A 19081-nucleotide genomic window follows, 5' to 3' on the forward strand; every position below is an offset into this window, starting at 1 on the left:
CCTATTCGATCCGTGATTCGAGCAGTGCGGCCATCTCGTCCTCGTACGCCTTGCCGATGCTCTCGAGGAACTCCAGCGCGGCCGCGGCCTCCTGCTCGTCTATTTTGGACAGTGCGAAGCCGACGTGGATGAGGATCCACTCGCCGGGCTTCGGCGGGTCGTCGTCGAGCAGGCCGATGTTGATGGTGCGCTTGACACCGCTGACCGACACCTTCGCGAGGTCCGGGCGCTCCTCGCTGATCTCGATGATCTCGCCCGGTATGCCGAGGCACATGGCTCAGACCTCCGTCTTTTCCTTGACCGGCAGCTCGGGGCGGGTGCCCCAGGCGAGTTCGGTGACGGCGCGGACCGCGGCCGGCACCGCGGCCGCGACCGCCGGGGACAGGCCGATCCCTTCGTCGACGCACCCGGGTTCGCAGCCGACGATCAGCACCCGGCCGGCGTCCCCGCCGAGCAGCCGCAGCAGCCGGAACACCGCTTCGGGCTGCATGCCGTGCGCGTCGATCGAGGCGGAGGCGGCGAGGTCGTCGACGTCCGCTTCGATGAGCGAGAGCGTGCCGGGCGGGCGTCCGTGCGGCGTCGCGTCGAGCAGGATCGTCGTCTCGTAGCCGGCCGTCAGGTCGTAGGCGAGGTGCATGCCGGCGATGCCGTAGTCGGCGAGCCGGACCCATTCGGGCAGGTCGGTGCCCGCCAGTGCCTTGACGACTTCCACGCCGAAACCGTCGTCGCTCAGGAAGATGTTGCCGATGCCGGCGACCAGGACCCGGGGTCTCATTCCGCACCCTCCAGGGGCTCGATCTCGTCGGGGGAGAAGTAGCGGTACCGGCCGTGCGTGTGCTGCAGGTCGGCACCCGGGTCGTCGTCGAGGGTGACCGCGACGTACGTGACACCGTCCACATCGGTCAGCACGGTCCGGACCGTGGCGACCAGGCCGGCGAGGAACATGTCCTGGGCGTCGGCGCCGCGCAGGTTCGGCCGCAGCCGCACGCGGGACCCTTCGGCGACGCGCACGCCCGCGACGGTCACGGAAGGCTGGACCGGCCGCAGGGACCGGACCGCGCCGTGCAACCGTTCGAGCAGCTCGGGCGGCATCGCGTCGACGCGGTCCACGATCGCCGCGGCGCGCGGGTCGGTGGCCCGGGCCTCGCGCTTCTCCTCGTCGGTCAGCGTCATCGTGCGCAGCGTCAGGATCTCGTCGATCTCGGTGCCGTCGAACAGGTCGCCCGGGCTTTCCGGCGCGATCGCCGGGTCGTCGTAGAGGATGATCGGCGACGCGAGCACCACCGTGCTGCGTGCGGTGTCGCCGATCAGCACCGGCCACAGCCGCTCCTGCCGGCAGGCCTCGACCGCGGGTTTCGCCCACTCGGGCGGGTCCAGCATCGACAGGAAGTGGCCGGTGTCGACGCTGAGCACGAGGTGGGCGGCGAGCAGCGCGTGCCGCAAGGCGTGCTCGCGGACGCCGTCAGCGGGCCACGACGTCGTGTTGTGCAGGTCCAGCCGCAGCCGGGCGCCGCCGAACGGCCCGTCGAGCGGGTCGGCGCGGGCGGTGAGGACACCGGACAGCTCCTGCGTCCGCTGGCCGTCGCCCGGCACCTGGAAGGGCGTCTCGACCGGGAGCCGCGAAAGGGGCAGCTCGAAGTCGATCTCGTGCTCGACGGCTTCGTCCCACTCGGTGTCGAGCCGCGTCCGCGCCTGGAGGAACCGCAGCTTGACGTGCAGGATCGGGTGGTCCGCCGGTTCGGCGAGGCATTCGACGCGGGCGGAGGAGTGCTCGCCGATCTCCGCCGACGCGTACGACGGCGGCACCAGCACGCCCCACTGCCAGCGCACCCGGTTCTTCGGCGCCGACGCCCGGTACGGGTAGAGGAGGTAGCCCTCGTAGAGCACGGCGTCGCCGACCGCGCGGGCCTGCTCTCCGGCGTTCACGGCCCACCGGCCAGCAGTTGTTCGACGGCGGCTTCCCAGGTCGGCAGGGCGTTGGCCGCCTTGTACTTGAGCAGCGCGTCCACCGTCTCCCGCGGCAGCTTGATCCACACGACGTTCGGGAAGTAGCGGGACATCAGCTCGTCCCAGACGGTCACCGGCATCCGGCACTCGGCCTGGGTGTGCCACGGCACCTGCTCGACCCAGAACCCCGGCCCGCCCTTGCCGAACACCGTCCCGCTGAACAGCAGCACCATCGGCACGACACCCTCGGACAGCGCGTGGAAGTACTTGCCGGCCGCGACTTCGAGGTCGTAGGTGCACGGCACTTCGGCGTCGACCTCGGTGGCGCCGGAGAACCCCGGCACGGTCACCGAAACCGTCGTGAACTGGAACGGCTTCAGCGTCTCGCCCCACCGGGACCGCTCGCCGAAGAGGTGGGTGAGCAGCTCCGACTCCTCGTCGGCGTACCGGCGGCGCTGCGGTTCGATGCGGATCTGGACGCGCAGCACCATCGCGTGGACGGGCTGCCCGGTCAGCTCGGAGATCCGCAGCTTGAACGCCAGCGTCGGCGACGCTGCGTACTTCAGCGGCCGGACGTCGATGCAGTCGAAGGTCAGCTCAGCCATCGGCCACGACCTCGCTGCGTTCCCGCAGGCGCGCGAAGAACCCGTCGATGGCCTCGTGCGCCTCGGTGCCGCCGTCGAAGCCCCGCCACGTCGAGCGCACGATCCCGACCAGCTCGTAGCAGACGTCGATCGGCACCAGGAAGCACTCGAAACCCCGGTCGAGCTGGTTCAGCAGCAGGGCTTCGACGTCGTCGGCGATGTCGGCGAACGCCGGTGTGCCCGCCCGCAGCTCGTCCCACGTGCCGAGCGGCAGCAGCGACTCGGTCGCCCCCGCCGGGCTGGGGTAGAACGCGACCGGGCGGTCCTGCACCGAGTTGCGGAACAGGAACGCCGTCTTCACCGGGATCCCGGCCGTCTCCCACAGCGCCGTCCCCGGCCCGAAGCGCGGCGCGTGCCGGAAGCGGTCCGGCACCGCCCGGTGCCGCTTCCCGCCCGCCCCGCGGTGGGTGAAGAGCAGGTAGCAGCCCCGGCAGGTGCACAGGATCGTCCGGGATTCGAGGTCGATGACGTGCCCGTGCTCCGCGCTGATCGGTTCCGCGCACATCTCGCACTTCTCGCCCGGCGCGGCGCGCCGGACGGGAGTGCGGAACCTGCGCAGGCCGCCCGTCACGGGACCTCCACGGGACACGGCACCAGCGGCAGCAGCGTGCGTCCACCCGGGCCGGTTTCCTCCGGCACGACCCCTTCCACGACGACGTCGGAGATCTCCGGCGCCGCTTCCCGGACCACGCGCTCGATGGCGTACTTCGCGGTGACCGTCGACGACGGGCAGCCGTCGCAGGTGCCCTGCAGCCGCAGCCGCAGGACACCGTCGGCTATCTCGACGAACTCGACGTCCCCGGCGTGCGAACCCAGGTACGGCCGGACCTTGTCGAGCGCCTCGGTGACCCGCTCGTGCGTCGACCTCGGGTGCAGGTCGTGCAGCACGAGCAGGCCGCGGACGTGCTCGTCCTCGGCGAGGCGCTCGAGCAGCACGGGATCCGAGCCGGCGAGCTCCACGATCCGGGCCAGGCCGGCGCCGTAGAACTCGAGCAGCGTGTGGACGAGGTCCTCGGCGAGTTCGGCGTCCGCGCCGGAGAACTCGCCCAGCAGCTGCTCGATGCGTTCGCCGACCCGGTCGACGTCGGTCATCAGCCGATCTCCCCGCCGAACGCGTGCGGGGTGTGCAGCCGCTCGATCACCTTGCCGTTGCCGGTGTACATGTGGACGCCGCAGGGCAGGCACGGGTCGAAGCTGCGGACCGCGCGCATGATGTCGATGCCCTTGAAGTTCTCCTGCGTGTTCTCCTCGAAGATCGGCGTGTTCTGCACGGCGTCCTCGTACGGCCCCGGCGTGCCGAAGCTGTCGCGGACGCTGCCGTTCCACGGCGTCGGCGGGTACGGGTGGTAGTTCGCGATCTTGCCGCCCTTGATCACCATGTGGTGCGAGAGCACCCCGCGGACGGCTTCGGTGAACCCGCAGCTGACGCCTTCGTCCGGGACCTTGAACGGTTCCCACGTCTTGGTGCGGCCCTGGCGGACCTCACCCAGTGCCTGCTCGGCGAAGTGCAGGGCCAGCGCCGCCGAGTACGCCTGGAAGTACGTCCGGGCGCGGTTGCGCTCGAGGGCGTTGCTCCACTGCGGGATCTTCCACTCGAAGTTGGCCTCGGGTTTGGTCGCCGTGCGCGGCAGGGTGATCGTGACGCTGTGCCCGGTCGACTTGACGTACGGCGTGTCGACGAGCCCGGCGAGCGCGGTCACCCACAGGCGCGCGATCGGGCCGCCGCCGGTGTCGAGGGCCAGGTGGTCGGTGCCGTCGAACCACCGCGGCGACATCGTCCAGGAGTACTTGCCGTCGAAGTCGCGCTTGGCCGGGCGCGGGATGGTGTGCTGGTTCCACGGGTGGCGCTGGTCGACCGGGTTGCCGAGCGGGTCGTGCGTGACGAACATCGGCTGGTCGGCCCAGTCCTCGTAGAACGAGCTGCCGAGCAGGATCCGGATGCCCAGGTTGATGTCGAGCAGGCTGGTGGTGACGAGCTTGCCGTCGACGACCACGCCCGGCGTCACGAACATCTTGCGGCCCCAGGCCTCCATGTTCTGGTAGCTGAAGTCGCAGTACTCGGGATCGTTGAGGCTGCCCCAGCAGCCGAGCAGGACGCGCCGCCGGCCGACTTCTTCGTAGCCGGGCAGGGCTTCGTAGAAGAAGTCGAACAGGTCGTCGTGCATCGGCAGGCAGCGCTTCATGAACTCGACGTAGCGCATCAGCCGGGTCAGGTAGTCGGTGAACAACTGCACGGTGGCCACCGTGCCGACCCCGCCCGGGTACAAAGTGGACGGATGGACGTGCCGGCCCTCCATCAGGCAGAACATCTCGCGCGTGCTGCGGGAAACCTGCAGGGCCTCGCGGTAGAACTCGCCTTCCAGCGGGTTGAGCGAGCGCATGATGTCGCCGATGGTCTTGTACCCGTGGTCGCCCGCGTGCGGTGCCTCGGTGCGGTTGGCCAGCTCCAGGACGCCGGGGTTGGTCTCGCGGACCATCCGCTCGCAGTAGTCGACCCCGACCAGGTTCTCCTGGAAGATGTTGTGGTCGAACATGTACTCGGCGGCCTCGCCGAGGTTGAGGATCCACTCGCCGAGGTGCGGCGGGCGGACGCCGTAGGCCATGTTCTGCGCGTACACCGAGCAGGTCGCGTGGTTGTCGCCGCAGATCCCGCAGATCCGGCTGGTGATGAAGTGCGCGTCGCGCGGGTCCTTGCCCTTCATGAAGATGCTGTAACCGCGGAACACCGACGACGTGCTGTGGCACTCGACGACCCGCTTGGCGGCCCAGTCGATCTTCGTGTAGATCCCGAGGCTGCCGACGATCCGGGTGATCGGGTCCCACGCCATTTCGACGAGGTCGGTCTTGCCCTTGGTGCTGATGCCCTTGTCGGTCTGCGTTTCCGTCATGTCCCGATCCCCCTCAGCGCCAGGAAGACTTGTAGCCGGTGTTGAGCTTCTTGCCCGTGTGCCGCCACTTGGGCTCCTTGTCGAGCTTGCGCTCGGTGATCTTCCGCAGCCGCCGGATCACCGACCCGTACGCGCCGCTGGCCAGCGACGACACCTGCGCGCCCGGCGGCTCGTCCATGAACGGCATGAACTTGTCCGGGAAGCCCGGCATGGTGCAGCCGATGCAGATGCCGCCGACGTTCGGGCAGCCGCCGACGCCGTTGATCCAGCCGCGCTTGGGCACGTTGCACTTGACGACCGGACCCCAGCAGCCCAGCTTCACCAGGCACTTGGGGGAGTCGTAGCTGTCGGCGAACTGGCCCTGTTCGTAGTAGCCGCCGCGGTCGCAGCCCTCGTGCACGGTCGCGCCGAAGAGCCACTGCGGCCGCAGGTGGTCGTCGAGCGGGATCATCGGTGCCTGGCCGGCGGCCTGGTAGAGCAGGTAGGTGATGGTCTCGGACAGGTTGTCCGGGTGGGTCGGGCAGCCGGGCACGCAGACGATCGGGATGCCGGCCCCGGACTTCCAGTCCCAGCCCAGGTAGTCGGGCACGCCCATCGCGCCGGTCGGGTTGCCCTCCATCGCGTGGATGCCGCCGTAGGTGGCGCAGGTGCCGACGGCCATCACGGCCAGCGCCTTGGGCGTCAGGCGGTCCAGCCACTCGCTGGTCGTCATCGGCTGGCCGGTCTCGGGGTTGTTGCCGAACCCGCACCAGTAGCCTTCGTCCTTGATCGCCTCGTTCGGGATCGAGCCTTCGATGACCAGCACGAACGGTTCCAGCTCACCGCGGTCGGCTTTGTAGAACCACTCGATGAACGTGTCGGCCCCCTTGTCGGGGCCGCATTCGAAGTCGATCAGCGGCCAGTGGACCGCGATCTTGGGCAAGCCGGGCAAAGCGCCGAGGACGATTTCCTCGATGCTCGGTTGCGTGGCGGCGGTCAGTGCGACGGAGTCGCCGTCGCACGACAGGCCGGCGTTGATCCAGAGGATGTGGATGGGCTGTTCTTCGGTTTGCTCCACGGCATGCGTCACGGCTGATCAACCCCGAATTCGTCGAGTGCGCCGAGGGTCAGCTCCCACAGCGCGTGGTAGAGGGTCGTCTGGGCTTCCTGGATGCGGTGCACGGACGGTGAGGGCACGACGAAGAGGTGGTCGATGCTGTCCAGCTCGGCCATTTTCCCGCCGTCGTAGCCGGCGATGCCGACGGTCACCAGGCCGCGCCGGGCGGCTTCGTCGAAGGCACGCACCAGGTTCGCGGAATTCCCGCTGGTGGACAGGCCCACCGCGATGTCGCCGGCCCGCCCGAACGCGCCGATCTGCCGGGCGAACACGACGTCGAACCCGATGTCGTTGGAGAGGGCGGTGACCACGGCGATGTCGTTCGTCAACCCGAAGGCGGGCAACGCCCGGGCGTCGCCCGCCGGGCTCAGGAACAGGCTGGCCAGGTCCTGGGCGTCGGTCGAGCTGCCGCCGTTGCCGAACGCGAGCAACCGGCCGCCGCCGGCGAACGCGCGCGCGACGTCCTGGGCGCACGCGAACAGGCGGTCGCGGTCGGCCGCGAGCACGTCGCCGCGCAGGGCGACGATTTCGTGCACTTTGTCCACCGTGGACTGTTCCACTTGGCGGAGGACGGCGTCGATGTCGCTGGAGCCCGCGTAGAGGAACGGGTACAGCGCTTCGAGACCGTCCGCGCCGACGGGGGTGTGCTCCCGCGTCATGGCGCGTCAACTCCCTAGGTCAGGGATTCTCCAGACGAGCGATGGCTTCCCCGGCGTGCACCAGGATTCGGTCGCCGACGCCGGCCGAAACCAGCGCCACGCTCACCTCTTCCCGGCCCGAGCCGGTATCCACGACGGCGAACCCGAGGTCCAGGAGTTCGACGACGGTCACTTCGACCGCGGTGTCGGAGCAGGTGATGCACACCCCGTCGTGACAGACGGGGCCGGCTTCTCTGTCGGCGTCACGGGCGCTCACGACGCCACCTCCGGGGTCAGTGCACCGGGGTGTTCGAAGAACACGTGGACCAGCTCCCACAGCACGTGGTAGGTGGTCACGTGCACCTCCTTGACGATCCGCGGGTCGGCCGAGCGGGCGATGAGGACGTGGCCCAGCCCGGCGGTCGCGGCGATCGCGCCGCCGGTGCCACCGGTCAGGGCGACGGTGAGCATCCCGAGGTCGCGGGCGGTTTCGAGAGCGCGGCGGACGTTGGCGCACTCGCCGTCGGTCGAGATGCCCAAGGCGATGTCGGCCGGTTCGCCGATGATCCGCAGCTGGTGGGCGAAGACGTCTTCGAGGCCCACGCGGTTGGCGACGCCGGTGACGGTCGCGACGTCGGCGGTCAGCGAAATGGCCGGCAGGGCGCGCTTGCCGACGATCACCGGGTGGACGAACTCGACCGCCACGTGCTGGGCGTCGGTGCTGGGGCCGCCGTTGCCGAACACCACGAGCTTGCCGCCGCGGTGGAAGCGGCGGGCCATGTCGTGGCACGCCTCGGCCACCGTCCTGGCGTCGTCGGCCAGGGCGAGCACGGGTGCCTTCCGGCGCTCGAAGAGGGCGTCGACGGAGTCCGGGTGATTCGGTGACCACGACATCGCGGTACTTCCTCCGGGCTGCTGCTCGGTGATGGGAGCCCATCTCAGGCTAGAGCTGTGAGGTGGATCACACAATAGCGTAAAGCGGTCGGAATGTGGTGCTCTCGGTCGCCCGGGGCGTGCTCCGCCCGGGTGAGCCACTGCTGGGCCTCGTGGCCGGACCCGTGCGACCGCGGCACGCGTGCCGGGCCGGGTATGTCCGTCGCCGGTCCGGGCGGTCACGAAGCGGCAGAGCCATTCAGCTCGCCACCGCCATCGACGAATTCGGAATCGGGGGAACAAGTAACTTTCAGCGGCGGCCGGACGATCATTGACCTCCTCATCGACCGCTCTTATCGTGAGTCCAGTTTCTCCGGTCCCGGTAGCCGGACGAATTTCACGGCACGCATCGGCCGCATTCCTGAAGGGGAGTACCCCATCCCGTCCGGGATCGCGCCGCGCGCCTGACCCGAGAAGGCCGCTTCCGGCGGTCTGCCGAGCAATGGATCTGGCGATGAAGGCGGAGGAAGCGATGAAACGGGTGATCCGCGGCTTGCTGGCGCTGGTGCTGATGGTGCCGCTGACCATCACCATGGCGTTCCTGACCGCCGGTTCCGCCACGGCCGCCACCTTGACCAGGGTCACCGACTTCGGCACCAACCCGACCAACCTCGGCATGTACGTGTACGCGCCCGACTCGCTGGCGGCGAAACCCGCGCTGCTCGTGCTGGTCCACTACTGCGGTGGTTCGGCGGGCGGGATCTTCAACGGCAACGGGCACGACTACGCGACGGCGGCCGACCGGTACGGCTACGTCGTCGTCGTGCCCGAGGCCACCCGCGACGGGCACTGCTTCGACGTCTCCACGAAGGCGGGCCTGACCCGCAACGGCGGCAGCGACTCCACCGGCATCATGTCGATGGTCGGGTGGGCCCGGCAGCACTACAACGTGGACCCGGGCCGCATCGTGGTCAGCGGCTTCTCCTCGGGGGCCATGATGACGAACGTCCTGGCCGCCGAATACCCGGACGTGTTCGCCGCCGGGGCCGCGTTCTCCGGCGTGCCCGCGGGGTGTTTCGCGACCACGGACGGCTCGTTGTGGAACAGCCAGTGCGCCGGCGGGAACGTCGTCAAGTCCGCGCAGCAGTGGGCGGACCAGGCGCACGCCATGTACCCCGGTTACGCCGGCGCCTACCCGCGGATGCAGCTGTGGCACGGCGACCAGGACACGACGCTGGCCTACCCGAACTACGGCGAAGAGATCAAGCAGTGGACGGCCCTGCACGGGCTGAACCAGACGCCGGCCGCCACCGACCACCCGCAGTCGTCCTGGACGCGGAACCGCTACGGCGACACCGGGACCCACGCCACCGTGGAAGGCATCGTCGTCGCGGGCACCGGTCACACCCTGCCGCAGGCCGGGATGCTCGCGTACGCGATTTCCTTCCTCGGCCTCGACGGCGGCGGCAGCACCGGAACCCGCAGCGGCCCGGTGCGCTCGGTGGCCGCGGGGAGGTGCCTCGACGTGCCGGGCCGGTCGACGACGCAGGGCACCCGGTTGCAGCTGTGGGACTGCAACGCCGGGACGAACCAGACGTGGACGGCGACCGCCGCCGGCGAGCTGACCGTCTACTCCGGCGACACGCTGCGCTGCCTCGACGCCGAGGGCGGCGGAACCAGCGCGGGCACGGCGGTGATCATCTGGGCCTGCCACGGCGGCGCCAACCAGAAGTGGCGGAGCAACGCCGACGGCACGGTGACCGGCACCCAGTCGGGGCTCTGCTTGGAGGTCGCGGCCGGCTCGACGGCCAATGGGACCGCTGTGCGACTGGGCACTTGTGGTGGCAGGCAGAACCAGAAGTGGACCGGCCCGGCTTCGGCCGCGCGGTGATCACGGCCGCCAGCCGGTCGGCCTCGCGCGAGGAGTAGGGAGGCTGGCCACGTCTCCGGCGACGGAAGCGGCCCGGCCGGCACGGTGACCGGCACCCCGTCCGGGCTCTGGCTGGAGGTCGCGGCCGGCTCGACGGCCAATGGGACCGCTGTGCGGCTGGGCACTTGTGGTGGCGGCCAGAACCAGAAGCGGACCGGTCCGGCCGCGACCACGCGGTGACCACGGCCGCCCGCGACGACGGCACGATCGCGAGTGTCCAAAGCGGACTTTGCCGGTCGATTCCGGTGCCGGAATCGCCAACCGCATCGAGGTGCTCGCCTGGACCCGCGACCACGGCGCCGGCCGGCAAGGGAACCGGAACTGACCCCTCCGGGTGAAGTGCGGCGGCGGTTCCCCTCCCGCCACGGTTCGGCGCCCTTCGAGCTCCGGTTTCGCCTGGGGGCGGGTGGCGGCCTCGCGCGGTAGGGTGCGGGGGGAGCGCACCCGCGGTGGCGGAGCTGATCCGGACCTTGTCTTTTCCGAGTCGGTGAGGTGTGAGAACACCGACTCGGAGGAGATCGGCATGCAGGGTCGGCTGGCCCGTGGCTGAAATCGACGTGCTGCGGGAGAGCGTGCTGGCCGCGCTGGCCGGGGGCCGGTCCGGCAGCGGGGTCGACATGGTCGGCCGGGTGTGCCGGGCGTGTGTCCGGTTGCTCCCGGTGGACGGGGCCGCGGTGTCGGTGATGGCCGACGCCGGGCATCGAGAGGTCGTGTACACCAGTGACGCCATCAGTGGCGCGCTGGCCGAACTGCAGTTCGGCCTCGGGGAAGGGCCGTGTTTCGACGCCTACACCCACGGCGGCCCGGTGCTGGTCGCCGATCTCGGCGCGGGGCTGCCCACCGCCTGGCCGGTGTTCGCCGCGCAGGCCGCCGAGTACCCGGTGGCGGCCTTGTTCACCTTCCCGCTGCAGATCGGGGTCGTGCGGGTGGCGACCCTGGACACGTACCGGTCGACCCCGGGCTCCCTGGCCGGCGACGAACTCGCGGTCGCCCTGCAGGTCGCGGACATCGCCGCGCTGGCGCTGTCCGGGCTGCTCGGCGGGGACCGGTGGCTCGACGGCGACGGGCGGTGGATGGAAGGGGCCGGGATGCGCCACCGCGAGGTGCACCAGGCCACCGGGATGCTCATCGCGCACCTGGACCTGCCGGCCGCGGAGGCGCTGGCCCGGATGCGCGCGTACGCCTTCGGGCACGGCCGGGCGTTGCGGGACGTCGCCGCCGACATCGTCGCCGGCCGGCTCGAATTGGACCGGGAGGCCTGGTGAGGACCACCATGAAGACATCCGACGAGCAACCAGGAGATGGTGGCCATGGCCGACCGTGAACGACAGGTGACCCGGACGTTCGTCGCGCTGGCCGACACGCTCGTCGACGACTACGACGTCGCCGACCTCCTGCACACGCTGGTGCGGCGCTGCGTGGAGCTGCTCGACGTCGCCGCGGCCGGCCTGACGCTGGTCGACGAGCGCGGGAGCCTGCAGGTGCTCGCGTCCTCCACCGAGCAGGCCCGGCTGCTGGAGCTCTTCCAGCTCAGCATCGACGAGGGGCCGTGCGTGGAGTGCTTCGCGACCCGGGCTCCGGTCCTGGTCGCCGACGTCTCCGCGGAGGCCACGCGGTGGCCGCGGTTCGCGGCGGAGGCGTCCCGGCAGGGGTTCGCGTCGGTGCACGCGCTGCCGATGCGGTTGCGCAAGCAGATCGTCGGCGCGCTGAACCTGTTCGGCGCCCGGCCCGGTGAGCTCGGACCCGAGGACGTCCACCTGGCGCAGGGGCTGGCCGACACGGCGACCATCGGCATCCTCCAGGAGCGGGCGATCCGGCACGGCGAGACGATGTCCGAGCAGCTGCAGACCGCCCTGAACAGCCGGGTGACCATCGAGCAGGCGAAGGGCGTCCTCGCGGTGACCGGCCGGCTCAGCATGGACGACGCCTTCACCGCGTTGCGCGGCTACGCCCGCAGCCACAACCTGCTGCTCGGGGAGGTCGCCCGCGGACTCGCCGAGCGGCGGCTCGACCCGGCACTCGTGCTGGCCCGGCACGACCGCAAGACCTGACCGGCATCAGCGCCGGGTCGTCAGGTACGGCCCCGGGTCGCTGCCGGCGCCGGCGCCGTCGGCCAGCCAGCGGAGGAAGCCGCTGCGGTCGCGGCGTTCGAGCTCGTCGAGGTAGTCCTGCCGGCGCTGGACCAGGTAGCGGCGAGCCAGGAGGTCGTGGGTGACGAGCAGCCGGCAGTAGCTGCGCCGCCAGGCCGCGCACAGCTCGTCCGTGCTCAGTTCGGCGACCGTGCGGGCCGCCGGAGGTGGGGTGGCGGCGGCCCGCGTGCCGGTTCCGGACCGGACGGCTTTGCGCCGCGGGCCGGCCACCAGCACCACCGAGGCGAGGACGACCACCAGGGACGCCGTCAGCCAGCTGCCGAGGGACGCCAGCATCCCGGAGACGGTGAAGGACAGCGCGAAGAAGATCCCCGCGGCGAGGGCGCCGGCGCGCGGGTTCGCGGTGCGCGGCCGGCCCGGTGCCGCGCGCCGGACGTGCGGCGCGAGCACGGCGGCGAGCGCGCCGATCGCCGTCCCCAGCAGGCACAGACCGGCGAGCACGCCGGCGGGGGTGCCCAGCACGCCGATCGTCGCGAAGCCGCAGACGACGAGCGTGGCCGTGGCCCAGGCCGTGCGTGCGGGCATGGTCGGCCTCCGCGTTCGGGACGGGTGCCGGGCCGTCCGCCCGGCACCGCCGTCGGGATCATGAACGCCGAGGTCCGGGGCGGGGTACCGACTTTAGCCCACGCGGCGGCCCGAGCACACGTTCGCCGGCCGGACCACTCGGACAGCGCTGCCGGTCCGCGAGACACCCGGCGTACGGTGGGTTGCTCCGCCCCGGACCCCGGCGAGTGCCCGTCGACCGCCGACCGGATCGGGGTGTGCCGTGAAATCACCGCTGGACGATCTCCATGACGAGTACCCGGTGGGCTGGGTCCTCACCTACCGGCGCCGCCGGGCGCCCGATCCGCCGTTCGGCGGGTACGCGGCCGGGGTGGTCCTCGGCCCGCCCGTCCGGGACGCGTGCACCGGCCTCGAATCCATCCCGCTCGCCTCGCTCGGCGACGGCCCGACGGTCTGGGTGCCCGACGGGGACGTGATCGGCATCCAGCCCCGCCCGGCCCCCGACGGCGGTGCCGCGCCGGCCACCCGCCGACCTCCGTCCACATAGGACACACTGCGGGGAGATCACCCGCCTGGCTGACGACTTCGTACCCCGGCCGAGCCTAGGCTGGATGGCGCGCCCCGGACCCCGGCGCCCGAACCCGACCGAGCGGGGTGGCGACATGAGCACAGGCGAGAGCACCGAACCCGGCACCGAACGGACCTGGCCGGCCAGGCACGGCGGCGGATACCCACCGGGCTGGCAGGTCCGCTACCGCGGCCGCCGGCCGCGGACGGTGTTCGGGACGAATGCGCCGCGGACGGGTCAGGAGCGGATCGGCACGATCGCGGGCCCCACGCTGCGTGACGAGCACACCGGCACCACCTGGGTGGCGGTCCGGCCCTTCTGCGCGGCTCCGCACACCCCGCTGCGGCTGGTGCGGGCGAAGGACATCATCGACGCCCAGCCGCCGGACGAACCCCCCGCCACCACGGCCGTGGACGACGAATAGGGCCGGCTCGCCCTCCGGTCGCCGGCGACCTCGTTCCCGGCGGGTTCAGCCGCGGGGGTGCGGGTACTGCGGTGAGCGGCCTTGGAAGGACAGGATCGCCGGGTTGCGGATCGTGCCGTCCTGGATTTCCACGGCCCGCCGGACGGTTTCGTGCTCGTCCCAGGTGGACTGTCCGGAAAGGACCGGACGCAGGTGCGGCAGCAGGGCTTCGCTGATCTCCCAGGTCGCCGAGTTCCACAGGTACGACGGGCTGTGGTCGACGGCGTAGTAGGTGATGCCGTCGCCGACCGGGAAGGTCGGCTCGGTGAACGTCGTGGGCCGGGCCCAGCTGAAGCCCATGCCTTCGTCGCACGACACGTCGACGATGAGACCGCCGGGGGTGAAGGCGGCGAGGTCCTCCTCGGTGAGGAAGGTCAGGGGTGCGGCGGTGTCCTGCAGCACGCAGTTGACGACGACGTCGTGCTCGGCGAGGAACCCGGCCAGCGGTACCCGGCCGTTGCCGGTGATCGCGTGGCTGCGGCGGAGATCTCCCGGGTTGTTCGCGTCGTGGTCGAGGTGCACCATCGTCGCGGAATGGATCGGCGAGCCGACCGCGCTGAGGCCCCGGGCGGTGAGGACGTCGACGTCGTGGATCCCGTGGGCGTTCAGCGCGGTCACCGAGCCGCGTGCCGTGGCACCGAAGCCGATCACCACGGCCCGCAGCCGCCGGCCGTAGTCCCCGGTCGACCCGATCAGCTGCAGGGCGTGCAGCACCGAGCAGTAACCGGCCAGTTCGTTGTTCTTGTGGAAGACGTGCAGGCCGAACGAGCCGTCGCGCCGCCAGTGGTTCATCGCCTCGAACGCGATCACGGTGAGCCGCCGGTCGACGGCCAGCTGGGTCAGCTCGACGTCCTGCACGCAGTGCGGCCACCCCCACAGCACCTGGCCGGGCCGCAGCTCGGCGACGTCTTCCCGCAGCGGCTTGGCCAGCAGCACGACGTCGCACTCGGCGATCAGCTGCTCGCGGGTGCGCAGCCCCGCGACGGCGGCCGCCAGGTGCTCGTCCGGCACGCCGAACGGTTCGCCGTAGCCGTGTTCGAGGTAGATGGACTTCCGGAGATCGGGGTCGATCCGGTCCAGGTGGTGGGGGTGGATCGGCAGCCGTCGTTCGTTCTCTTTCCGTGAACGCGCGATGACGCCGAGGCTGAGCTGGTGCACGAGGGCCCCTTCGCTAGGAGCCAGTCTTAACACACTCGGCGACCCGCCCGAGCCCCGGCTGGAACGTCCGGCTCTCGGGTGGTCACAACCTGCCGGTGCGCGCGATCACCTCGCCGGCGAAATCCAGCGTCCCGTCGAGGCTGGGGAACACCGCGAAAGCGTCCACGAACGCCTCGTCGACACCCGCCTCGGCGAAGCGCGTGAGCTTGCCGGCCAGCGCGTCGGCGGACGTGCCCGGTTCGAGGTTGATCCGCATGGCCGTCTTCAGCGCGTCAGGATCGCGGCCGGCGTCCTCGGCCGCGCGGCGGGCGACGGACCACAGGTGGCCGGCGACCTCGTCCGGCAGCCCCTCGAACCCGAGCCAGCCGGTGCCGCTGCGCCCGACCCGGCGCATCGCGGCCTCGCTGGCACCGCCGATCCAGATCGGTGGTCCGCCCGCCTGGACCGGCCGCAGGTCGGCGTGCACCGGCGGCAACGAGAGGAACTCGCTCTTCCAGGACACCGGGGTGGTCGTCCACCACGCGTGCAGGAACGCCAGCAGGTCGTCGAGCATCTTGCCGCGCCGGTGCCAGTCCGCACCGCGGGTGATGTCGTACTCGTCCTTCATCCACCCGAGCCCCACGCCGACGTCGAGGCGGCCCTCGCTGAGCACGTCGAGGGTGGTCAGCAGCCGGGCGAGGTGCGGCGGCTCGTAGTAGAACGTGCTGAGCGTGCTGGCGTTGAGCCGCATCCGGCTGGTCGCCGTCGCGGCGACGGTCCACAGCAGCAGGGGATCGAGGTAGCGGGTCATCTGCGGCGGGTACGGCTGTTCTTCGCCCGGGTAGGTGCTGTGCATGTCGACGGGCGTGACCAGCCGGTCGCCGACCCACAGCGTGTCGTAGCCCAGGTCTTCGAGGCCGCGGCAGAAGGCGCTCAGGCCGGCGGCGCCGCTGATGGCGGGGCCGACGATGGGGATGGCGAAACCAAGCTTCATGGTAAGAGTTCTCTCCGGTCAGAGGACTTTCGATATCGGGCAGTGCGGCTCAGCCGGCGAGTTCGGTGACGCCGAGAGCGAAGTCCCAGTTCCCCACGCCGTGGCGGGCGAGGCCCATCGTGAGCACGCCCGCTCCCTCCAGCCAGTACGCCATTTTCAGGTCGCCGACGTCGAGCGGGCGCAGCCCGAGGCTCTCGACGAACGCCGCCACGTCCGCCTTGGCCCCCGCATCGTCACCGGCGATGAAGACCGCGGGCCGGCCCTTCTCCAGGACGTGGCGGAAGATCGTGTTGAACGCCTTCACCACGCTGGTGCCGGCCGGGGCCGCCTTGGCGGCTTCCTGCGCGACCGAGGTGCCCTCGCCGTGGGCCAGTCCGTCGGCCTCGGGGTTGAACGGGTTGCTGATGTCGACGACGACCTTGCCCGCGAGGGCGTCCCCGTAGTGGGCGACGACCGGAACGACGCCGGCGTGCAGCAGGGCCACGATGACGATGTCCCCGGCCGGGACGGCGCCCCACTCTCCCGTGGTGGCGTTGTCGCCGAGAACCTTGGCCAGGTCGGCGGCTTTGGCCTGGTCGCGGCCCATGACCTCGACGGTGTTGCCGCCCGCTACCGCGAGCTCGCCGATGGTGCGGGCCATGTTCCCGGTGCCGATGATGCTGATGCTGCTCATGAGTTGTCCCGTCTTGGCTGGTGATCGGAAACGTGCTCTGCGCCGGGCTATGTACACCGATCTGTGTGCTTAACGTAGCGGACGACCGAGCGGGAGGCAAGCTATGTACACCGGTCGGTACCCAACTCGGCTAGACTGAGGGCATGACGGAGCCGGAGAAGGGTCCCCAGGGCCTGCGCCGCGGCCGGGGCGCGCGCGAGCGCATCCTCAGCGCGTCACAGCAGCTGTTTCGCGAGCAAGGCATCAACCAGACCGGCATGGACCAGCTCTGCGCGGTGGCCCAGGTGTCGAAGCGCACGGCCTACCAGCACTTCACCGGCAAAGACGAACTCGTCGCCGAATACCTGCGCCGGTTCGATCCCGAGGTCATGGCCGGCGTGTTCGACCGCACCGACCTCACGCCTCGCGAACGGCTCCTCGCGGCTTTCGACCTGCCCATGACCGCGACACAGGACGACATCACGCCGCTGTGTCCCTTCATCGCGGCCTCCGTCGAAATCCCCGACCCCGGCCATCCCGCGCGCCGGCGCGCCCACGACTACAAGAAAGCCGTCGCCGCCCGGCTCGCCGAAACCGCCCGCGAAGCCGGCGCCACGAATCCCGAACAGCTCGGCGAACAACTGGCGCTGCTCCTCGACGGCGCCTCGGCCCGCAACCGGGCTCTGAACACCGAAACCTTCCCCACGGCCGCCGCCATCGCCGCCGTCCTCATCGACAACGCCATTCCCGCGCCGGCTGAGTAATAAGGGGCCAGGGCCGGTCCTCAAAGCTGGCTAGCCCGTCAAAGCCAAAGGAGCAGGGTGGCCAGGCCGAGCGTTGGTAGGCGACACGGTCGTAGGTCGGTGGGCGCCCACTGCCCATACCGTTGCGCCAAGTCCCGCCACGCGACACCGGTTTTTAGCGAGGCTCGGCGACGGCCTCGCCGCCGAGCTGCCACATTTCGTGGTTGCCGCATTCCGCCGTGATTTCGGCGGCCGTCTGAGCCGCGGTGAAGAAGTCTTCGACCACCGGCGAGAGATGTGCGGTCGCCATGGCGAGGCACACCTGGTCCGGCGCCAGATCCGGGACGGCCACGTAGGCGACCTCCGGATGCGTGTAGAAGACGGTCGCCGAGCGCGCCAGGAACGAGATGCCCCGGCCGGCGGCGACGTGCTCGAGCGTTTCGTCCACGCCGCGGACCAGGTATCCGGCGTTGAGGTGCGGGCGCCTGGTGGGCTGCGTGCTCGCGTCGGCGTGCCAAAGCAGCGGTTCGCCGGCCAGGTCGGCTTCGGTGACTTCTTCCTTGCCGGCCAGCCGATGGCGCGCGGGCAGGACCGCCACCCGCGGCTCGGTGTAGAGCGGAACGACGCGCAGGCCGGCCTCGTCGATGGGCAGCCGCACGTAGCCGATGTCGATGCGGCCGTCGAGCAGCAGCTCGGCTTGCTCGTCGGCTTCGATGCGCTGCACGTCGACCCGCACATCCGGGTGCCGGACGGCGAACCGGTGGATCGCCGGGGTGACCGCGACGCCGGCCCGGAAGCCGACCATCAGCCGCCGGTCGCCCCGCGCGGCCGCGGTCACCCGGCGGCGGGCCGCGTCGGCGGAGGCCAGCAAAGGGGCGGCGTCGGTGAGCAGCTGTGTGCCGGCGTCGGTCAGCACCACCCCGTGGCTGTCCCTGGTGAACAGCGCGGTGCCGAGATCCTGTTCGAGCGCGCGGATCTGCCGGCTCAGCACCGGCTGCGCGATGTGCAGCCGTTCGGCGGCGCGGCCGAAGTGCAGCGTGTCGGCGACCGCGACGAAATAGCGCAGCTTGCGCAGGTCCAGATCCATCCACGGGCTCCCGGGGTCCGGCGATGCCACCAGGGTATCGCCGCGGCCGAAAGAGGTCTTGGACATCGGCTCCGACCGGCGGCAACCATGGATGTCGGGCGCCCCGAAAAAACTTCCGACTCCAGAAAGCAGCACACCATGAGCACCATCAGCATCATCGGCCTCGGGGGCATGGCCCGCGCCATCGCCACCCGCGCGGTCGAGGCCGGCCACACCGTCGAGGTCATCGGCCGCGACGCGGCCAAGGCCGAGGACCTGGCCGCCGAGCTCGGCGGCAGCGCGACGGCCGGAGCCTTCGGCGCACCTCCGGCCGGGGACATCGTGGTCTCCGCGGTGCCTTATGCCAGTGCCACGCCGGTCTTGGCCCGGTTCGGCGACGCGCTGGCCGGCAAGATCGTCATCGACATCTCCAACACCTTCAACGCCGACGCCACCGGGGTCGTCACCCCCGCCGGCACCTCCGGGGCGCAGGAGATCGCCAAGACCCTCCCGGCGAGCGCGCACGTCGTGAAGGCGTTCAACACCGTCTTCGGCCACGTCCTGGCCCGGGGCGGCCGGCTGGACGTGCTCATCGCCGGCGACGACGTGGACGCCAAGACCCGCGTGTCGGCCTTCATCGAGAGCCTCGGGCTGCGTCCGCTGGACGCCGGCGATCTCGCGGCGGCGCGGTGGCTGGAGGCGGTCGGCCCGCTGCTGATGGGCCTCGCGAACCACGGCGCGGGGTTCGACATCAGCCTCGGCGTCACCACCAAAGACTGAGCGGGACA

23 protein-coding genes are annotated in these 19081 nt (G+C 70.9%); 7 read left to right on the forward strand and 16 right to left on the reverse strand.

What is annotated here, in order from left to right:
* Position 1: 1 nt before the first annotated feature.
* Genes AB0M30_RS39415 through AB0M30_RS39465 form a run of 11 tightly spaced genes read right to left on the reverse strand, consistent with a single transcriptional unit; the run spans position 2 to position 8107 of the window.
* Entirely contained in the window at positions 2-274 is a 273-nt protein-coding gene (locus AB0M30_RS39415; RefSeq protein ID WP_364595210.1) for a HypC/HybG/HupF family hydrogenase formation chaperone, read from the reverse strand.
* A gap of 3 nt (positions 275-277) precedes the next feature.
* Complete coding sequence (locus AB0M30_RS39420) at positions 278-775, reverse strand: hydrogenase maturation protease (RefSeq protein ID WP_364595213.1); 498 nt, start codon at positions 773-775, stop codon at positions 278-280.
* Positions 772-1926 carry a hypothetical protein gene (locus tag AB0M30_RS39425; RefSeq protein WP_364595216.1) on the reverse strand — a complete coding sequence of 385 codons (1155 nt, stop codon included), beginning with the start codon at positions 1924-1926 and terminating at the stop codon, positions 772-774. The genes AB0M30_RS39420 and AB0M30_RS39425 overlap by 4 nt, the downstream gene beginning before the upstream one ends.
* Positions 1923-2552, reverse strand: a complete 630-nt coding sequence (locus AB0M30_RS39430) for a DUF6084 family protein (protein ID WP_364595219.1) — start codon at positions 2550-2552, stop codon at positions 1923-1925. The genes AB0M30_RS39425 and AB0M30_RS39430 overlap by 4 nt, the downstream gene beginning before the upstream one ends.
* Positions 2545-3162: a DUF5947 family protein gene (locus tag AB0M30_RS39435; RefSeq protein WP_364595222.1), complete on the reverse strand. Its 618-nt coding sequence runs from the start codon at positions 3160-3162 to the stop codon at positions 2545-2547. The genes AB0M30_RS39430 and AB0M30_RS39435 overlap by 8 nt, the downstream gene beginning before the upstream one ends.
* Positions 3159-3683, reverse strand: a complete 525-nt coding sequence (locus AB0M30_RS39440) for a NifU family protein (RefSeq protein WP_364595225.1) — start codon at positions 3681-3683, stop codon at positions 3159-3161. Before AB0M30_RS39440 ends, AB0M30_RS39435 begins: the two co-directional genes overlap by 4 nt.
* On the reverse strand, positions 3683-5479 hold the full coding sequence (locus tag AB0M30_RS39445) for a nickel-dependent hydrogenase large subunit (RefSeq protein WP_364595227.1): 1797 nt from the start codon (positions 5477-5479) through the stop codon (positions 3683-3685). Before AB0M30_RS39445 ends, AB0M30_RS39440 begins: the two co-directional genes overlap by 1 nt.
* Before the next feature lie 13 nt (positions 5480-5492).
* Positions 5493-6548: a hydrogenase expression protein HypE gene (locus AB0M30_RS39450; RefSeq protein ID WP_364595230.1), complete on the reverse strand. Its 1056-nt coding sequence runs from the start codon at positions 6546-6548 to the stop codon at positions 5493-5495.
* Entirely contained in the window at positions 6545-7234 is a 690-nt protein-coding gene (locus AB0M30_RS39455) for an SIS domain-containing protein (RefSeq protein ID WP_364595233.1), read from the reverse strand. The genes AB0M30_RS39450 and AB0M30_RS39455 overlap by 4 nt, the downstream gene beginning before the upstream one ends.
* Positions 7235-7253: 19 nt before the next feature.
* A complete protein-coding gene (locus AB0M30_RS39460) occupies positions 7254-7439 on the reverse strand; it encodes a HypC/HybG/HupF family hydrogenase formation chaperone (protein WP_091621794.1) in 186 nt (61 codons plus the stop codon).
* Between the two features lie 47 nt (positions 7440-7486).
* Positions 7487-8107, reverse strand: coding sequence for an SIS domain-containing protein (locus tag AB0M30_RS39465; protein ID WP_364595235.1), 621 nt, complete (start codon positions 8105-8107; stop codon positions 7487-7489).
* Between the two features lie 511 nt (positions 8108-8618).
* Here AB0M30_RS39465 and AB0M30_RS39470 point away from each other — a divergent pair.
* From AB0M30_RS39470 to AB0M30_RS39480, 3 genes are all read left to right on the forward strand, one after another.
* Complete coding sequence (locus AB0M30_RS39470) at positions 8619-9977, forward strand: PHB depolymerase family esterase (protein WP_364595238.1); 1359 nt, start codon at positions 8619-8621, stop codon at positions 9975-9977.
* A 581-nt stretch (positions 9978-10558) separates the two neighbouring features.
* Positions 10559-11281: a GAF and ANTAR domain-containing protein gene (locus AB0M30_RS39475; protein WP_364595241.1), complete on the forward strand. Its 723-nt coding sequence runs from the start codon at positions 10559-10561 to the stop codon at positions 11279-11281.
* A gap of 45 nt (positions 11282-11326) precedes the next feature.
* Complete coding sequence (locus AB0M30_RS39480) at positions 11327-12067, forward strand: GAF and ANTAR domain-containing protein (RefSeq protein ID WP_364595244.1); 741 nt, start codon at positions 11327-11329, stop codon at positions 12065-12067.
* 6 nt (positions 12068-12073) lie between these two features.
* Here AB0M30_RS39480 and AB0M30_RS39485 read toward each other — a convergent pair whose 3' ends face one another.
* On the reverse strand, positions 12074-12691 hold the full coding sequence (locus AB0M30_RS39485; protein WP_364595247.1) for a hypothetical protein: 618 nt from the start codon (positions 12689-12691) through the stop codon (positions 12074-12076).
* A gap of 241 nt (positions 12692-12932) precedes the next feature.
* On the opposite strand from AB0M30_RS39485, the gene AB0M30_RS39490 reads away from it, so the two are divergent.
* Both AB0M30_RS39490 and AB0M30_RS39495 read left to right on the forward strand, forming a co-directional pair.
* Positions 12933-13217: a hypothetical protein gene (locus AB0M30_RS39490; protein WP_364595250.1), complete on the forward strand. Its 285-nt coding sequence runs from the start codon at positions 12933-12935 to the stop codon at positions 13215-13217.
* A 115-nt stretch (positions 13218-13332) separates the two neighbouring features.
* Entirely contained in the window at positions 13333-13662 is a 330-nt protein-coding gene (locus AB0M30_RS39495; RefSeq protein WP_364595253.1) for a hypothetical protein, read from the forward strand.
* Positions 13663-13707: 45 nt separating this feature from the next.
* Here the strand turns inward: AB0M30_RS39495 and AB0M30_RS39500 are convergent, their stop codons facing one another.
* From AB0M30_RS39500 to AB0M30_RS39510, 3 genes are all read right to left on the reverse strand, one after another.
* A complete protein-coding gene (locus AB0M30_RS39500) occupies positions 13708-14859 on the reverse strand; it encodes a N(5)-(carboxyethyl)ornithine synthase (RefSeq protein WP_364595256.1) in 1152 nt (383 codons plus the stop codon).
* Positions 14860-14941: 82 nt separating this feature from the next.
* Positions 14942-15832: a TIGR03619 family F420-dependent LLM class oxidoreductase gene (locus tag AB0M30_RS39505; protein WP_364595259.1), complete on the reverse strand. Its 891-nt coding sequence runs from the start codon at positions 15830-15832 to the stop codon at positions 14942-14944.
* Between the two features lie 49 nt (positions 15833-15881).
* Positions 15882-16505, reverse strand: coding sequence for an NAD(P)-binding domain-containing protein (locus tag AB0M30_RS39510; RefSeq protein WP_364595262.1), 624 nt, complete (start codon positions 16503-16505; stop codon positions 15882-15884).
* Between the two features lie 143 nt (positions 16506-16648).
* Here AB0M30_RS39510 and AB0M30_RS39515 point away from each other — a divergent pair, with 143 nt between their 5' ends.
* On the forward strand, positions 16649-17248 hold the full coding sequence (locus tag AB0M30_RS39515; RefSeq protein ID WP_364595265.1) for a TetR/AcrR family transcriptional regulator: 600 nt from the start codon (positions 16649-16651) through the stop codon (positions 17246-17248).
* A gap of 154 nt (positions 17249-17402) precedes the next feature.
* Here the strand turns inward: AB0M30_RS39515 and AB0M30_RS39520 are convergent, their stop codons facing one another.
* Complete coding sequence (locus AB0M30_RS39520) at positions 17403-18314, reverse strand: LysR substrate-binding domain-containing protein (protein WP_364595268.1); 912 nt, start codon at positions 18312-18314, stop codon at positions 17403-17405.
* Between the two features lie 138 nt (positions 18315-18452).
* On the opposite strand from AB0M30_RS39520, the gene AB0M30_RS39525 reads away from it, so the two are divergent.
* Positions 18453-19073, forward strand: a complete 621-nt coding sequence (locus tag AB0M30_RS39525; protein ID WP_364595270.1) for an NAD(P)-binding domain-containing protein — start codon at positions 18453-18455, stop codon at positions 19071-19073.
* The last annotated feature ends 8 nt before the right edge of the window (positions 19074-19081 follow it).

This window comes from Amycolatopsis sp. NPDC051716 (genome assembly GCF_040681595.1).
GTDB lineage: Bacteria > Actinomycetota > Actinomycetes > Mycobacteriales > Pseudonocardiaceae > Amycolatopsis.

What these genes read in the sequence shown, in the direction of transcription:
- AB0M30_RS39415 (WP_364595210.1), bottom strand. Translation starts at nt 274, where the DNA reads ATGTGCCTCGGCATACCGGGCGAGATCATCGAGATCAGCGAGGAGCGC.
- AB0M30_RS39420 (WP_364595213.1), bottom strand. Translation starts at nt 775, where the DNA reads ATGAGACCCCGGGTCCTGGTCGCCGGCATCGGCAACATCTTCCTGAGC.
- AB0M30_RS39430 (WP_364595219.1), bottom strand. Translation starts at nt 2,552, where the DNA reads ATGGCTGAGCTGACCTTCGACTGCATCGACGTCCGGCCGCTGAAGTAC.
- AB0M30_RS39440 (WP_364595225.1), bottom strand. Translation starts at nt 3,683, where the DNA reads ATGACCGACGTCGACCGGGTCGGCGAACGCATCGAGCAGCTGCTGGGC.
- AB0M30_RS39445 (WP_364595227.1), bottom strand. Translation starts at nt 5,479, where the DNA reads ATGACGGAAACGCAGACCGACAAGGGCATCAGCACCAAGGGCAAGACC.
- AB0M30_RS39455 (WP_364595233.1), bottom strand. Translation starts at nt 7,234, where the DNA reads ATGACGCGGGAGCACACCCCCGTCGGCGCGGACGGTCTCGAAGCGCTG.
- AB0M30_RS39465 (WP_364595235.1), bottom strand. Translation starts at nt 8,107, where the DNA reads ATGTCGTGGTCACCGAATCACCCGGACTCCGTCGACGCCCTCTTCGAG.
- AB0M30_RS39470 (WP_364595238.1), top strand. Translation starts at nt 8,619, where the DNA reads ATGAAACGGGTGATCCGCGGCTTGCTGGCGCTGGTGCTGATGGTGCCG.
- AB0M30_RS39480 (WP_364595244.1), top strand. Translation starts at nt 11,327, where the DNA reads ATGGCCGACCGTGAACGACAGGTGACCCGGACGTTCGTCGCGCTGGCC.
- AB0M30_RS39485 (WP_364595247.1), bottom strand. Translation starts at nt 12,691, where the DNA reads ATGCCCGCACGCACGGCCTGGGCCACGGCCACGCTCGTCGTCTGCGGC.
- AB0M30_RS39495 (WP_364595253.1), top strand. Translation starts at nt 13,333, where the DNA reads ATGAGCACAGGCGAGAGCACCGAACCCGGCACCGAACGGACCTGGCCG.
- AB0M30_RS39505 (WP_364595259.1), bottom strand. Translation starts at nt 15,832, where the DNA reads ATGAAGCTTGGTTTCGCCATCCCCATCGTCGGCCCCGCCATCAGCGGC.
- AB0M30_RS39510 (WP_364595262.1), bottom strand. Translation starts at nt 16,505, where the DNA reads ATGAGCAGCATCAGCATCATCGGCACCGGGAACATGGCCCGCACCATC.
- AB0M30_RS39515 (WP_364595265.1), top strand. Translation starts at nt 16,649, where the DNA reads ATGACGGAGCCGGAGAAGGGTCCCCAGGGCCTGCGCCGCGGCCGGGGC.
- AB0M30_RS39520 (WP_364595268.1), bottom strand. Translation starts at nt 18,314, where the DNA reads ATGGATCTGGACCTGCGCAAGCTGCGCTATTTCGTCGCGGTCGCCGAC.
- AB0M30_RS39525 (WP_364595270.1), top strand. Translation starts at nt 18,453, where the DNA reads ATGAGCACCATCAGCATCATCGGCCTCGGGGGCATGGCCCGCGCCATC.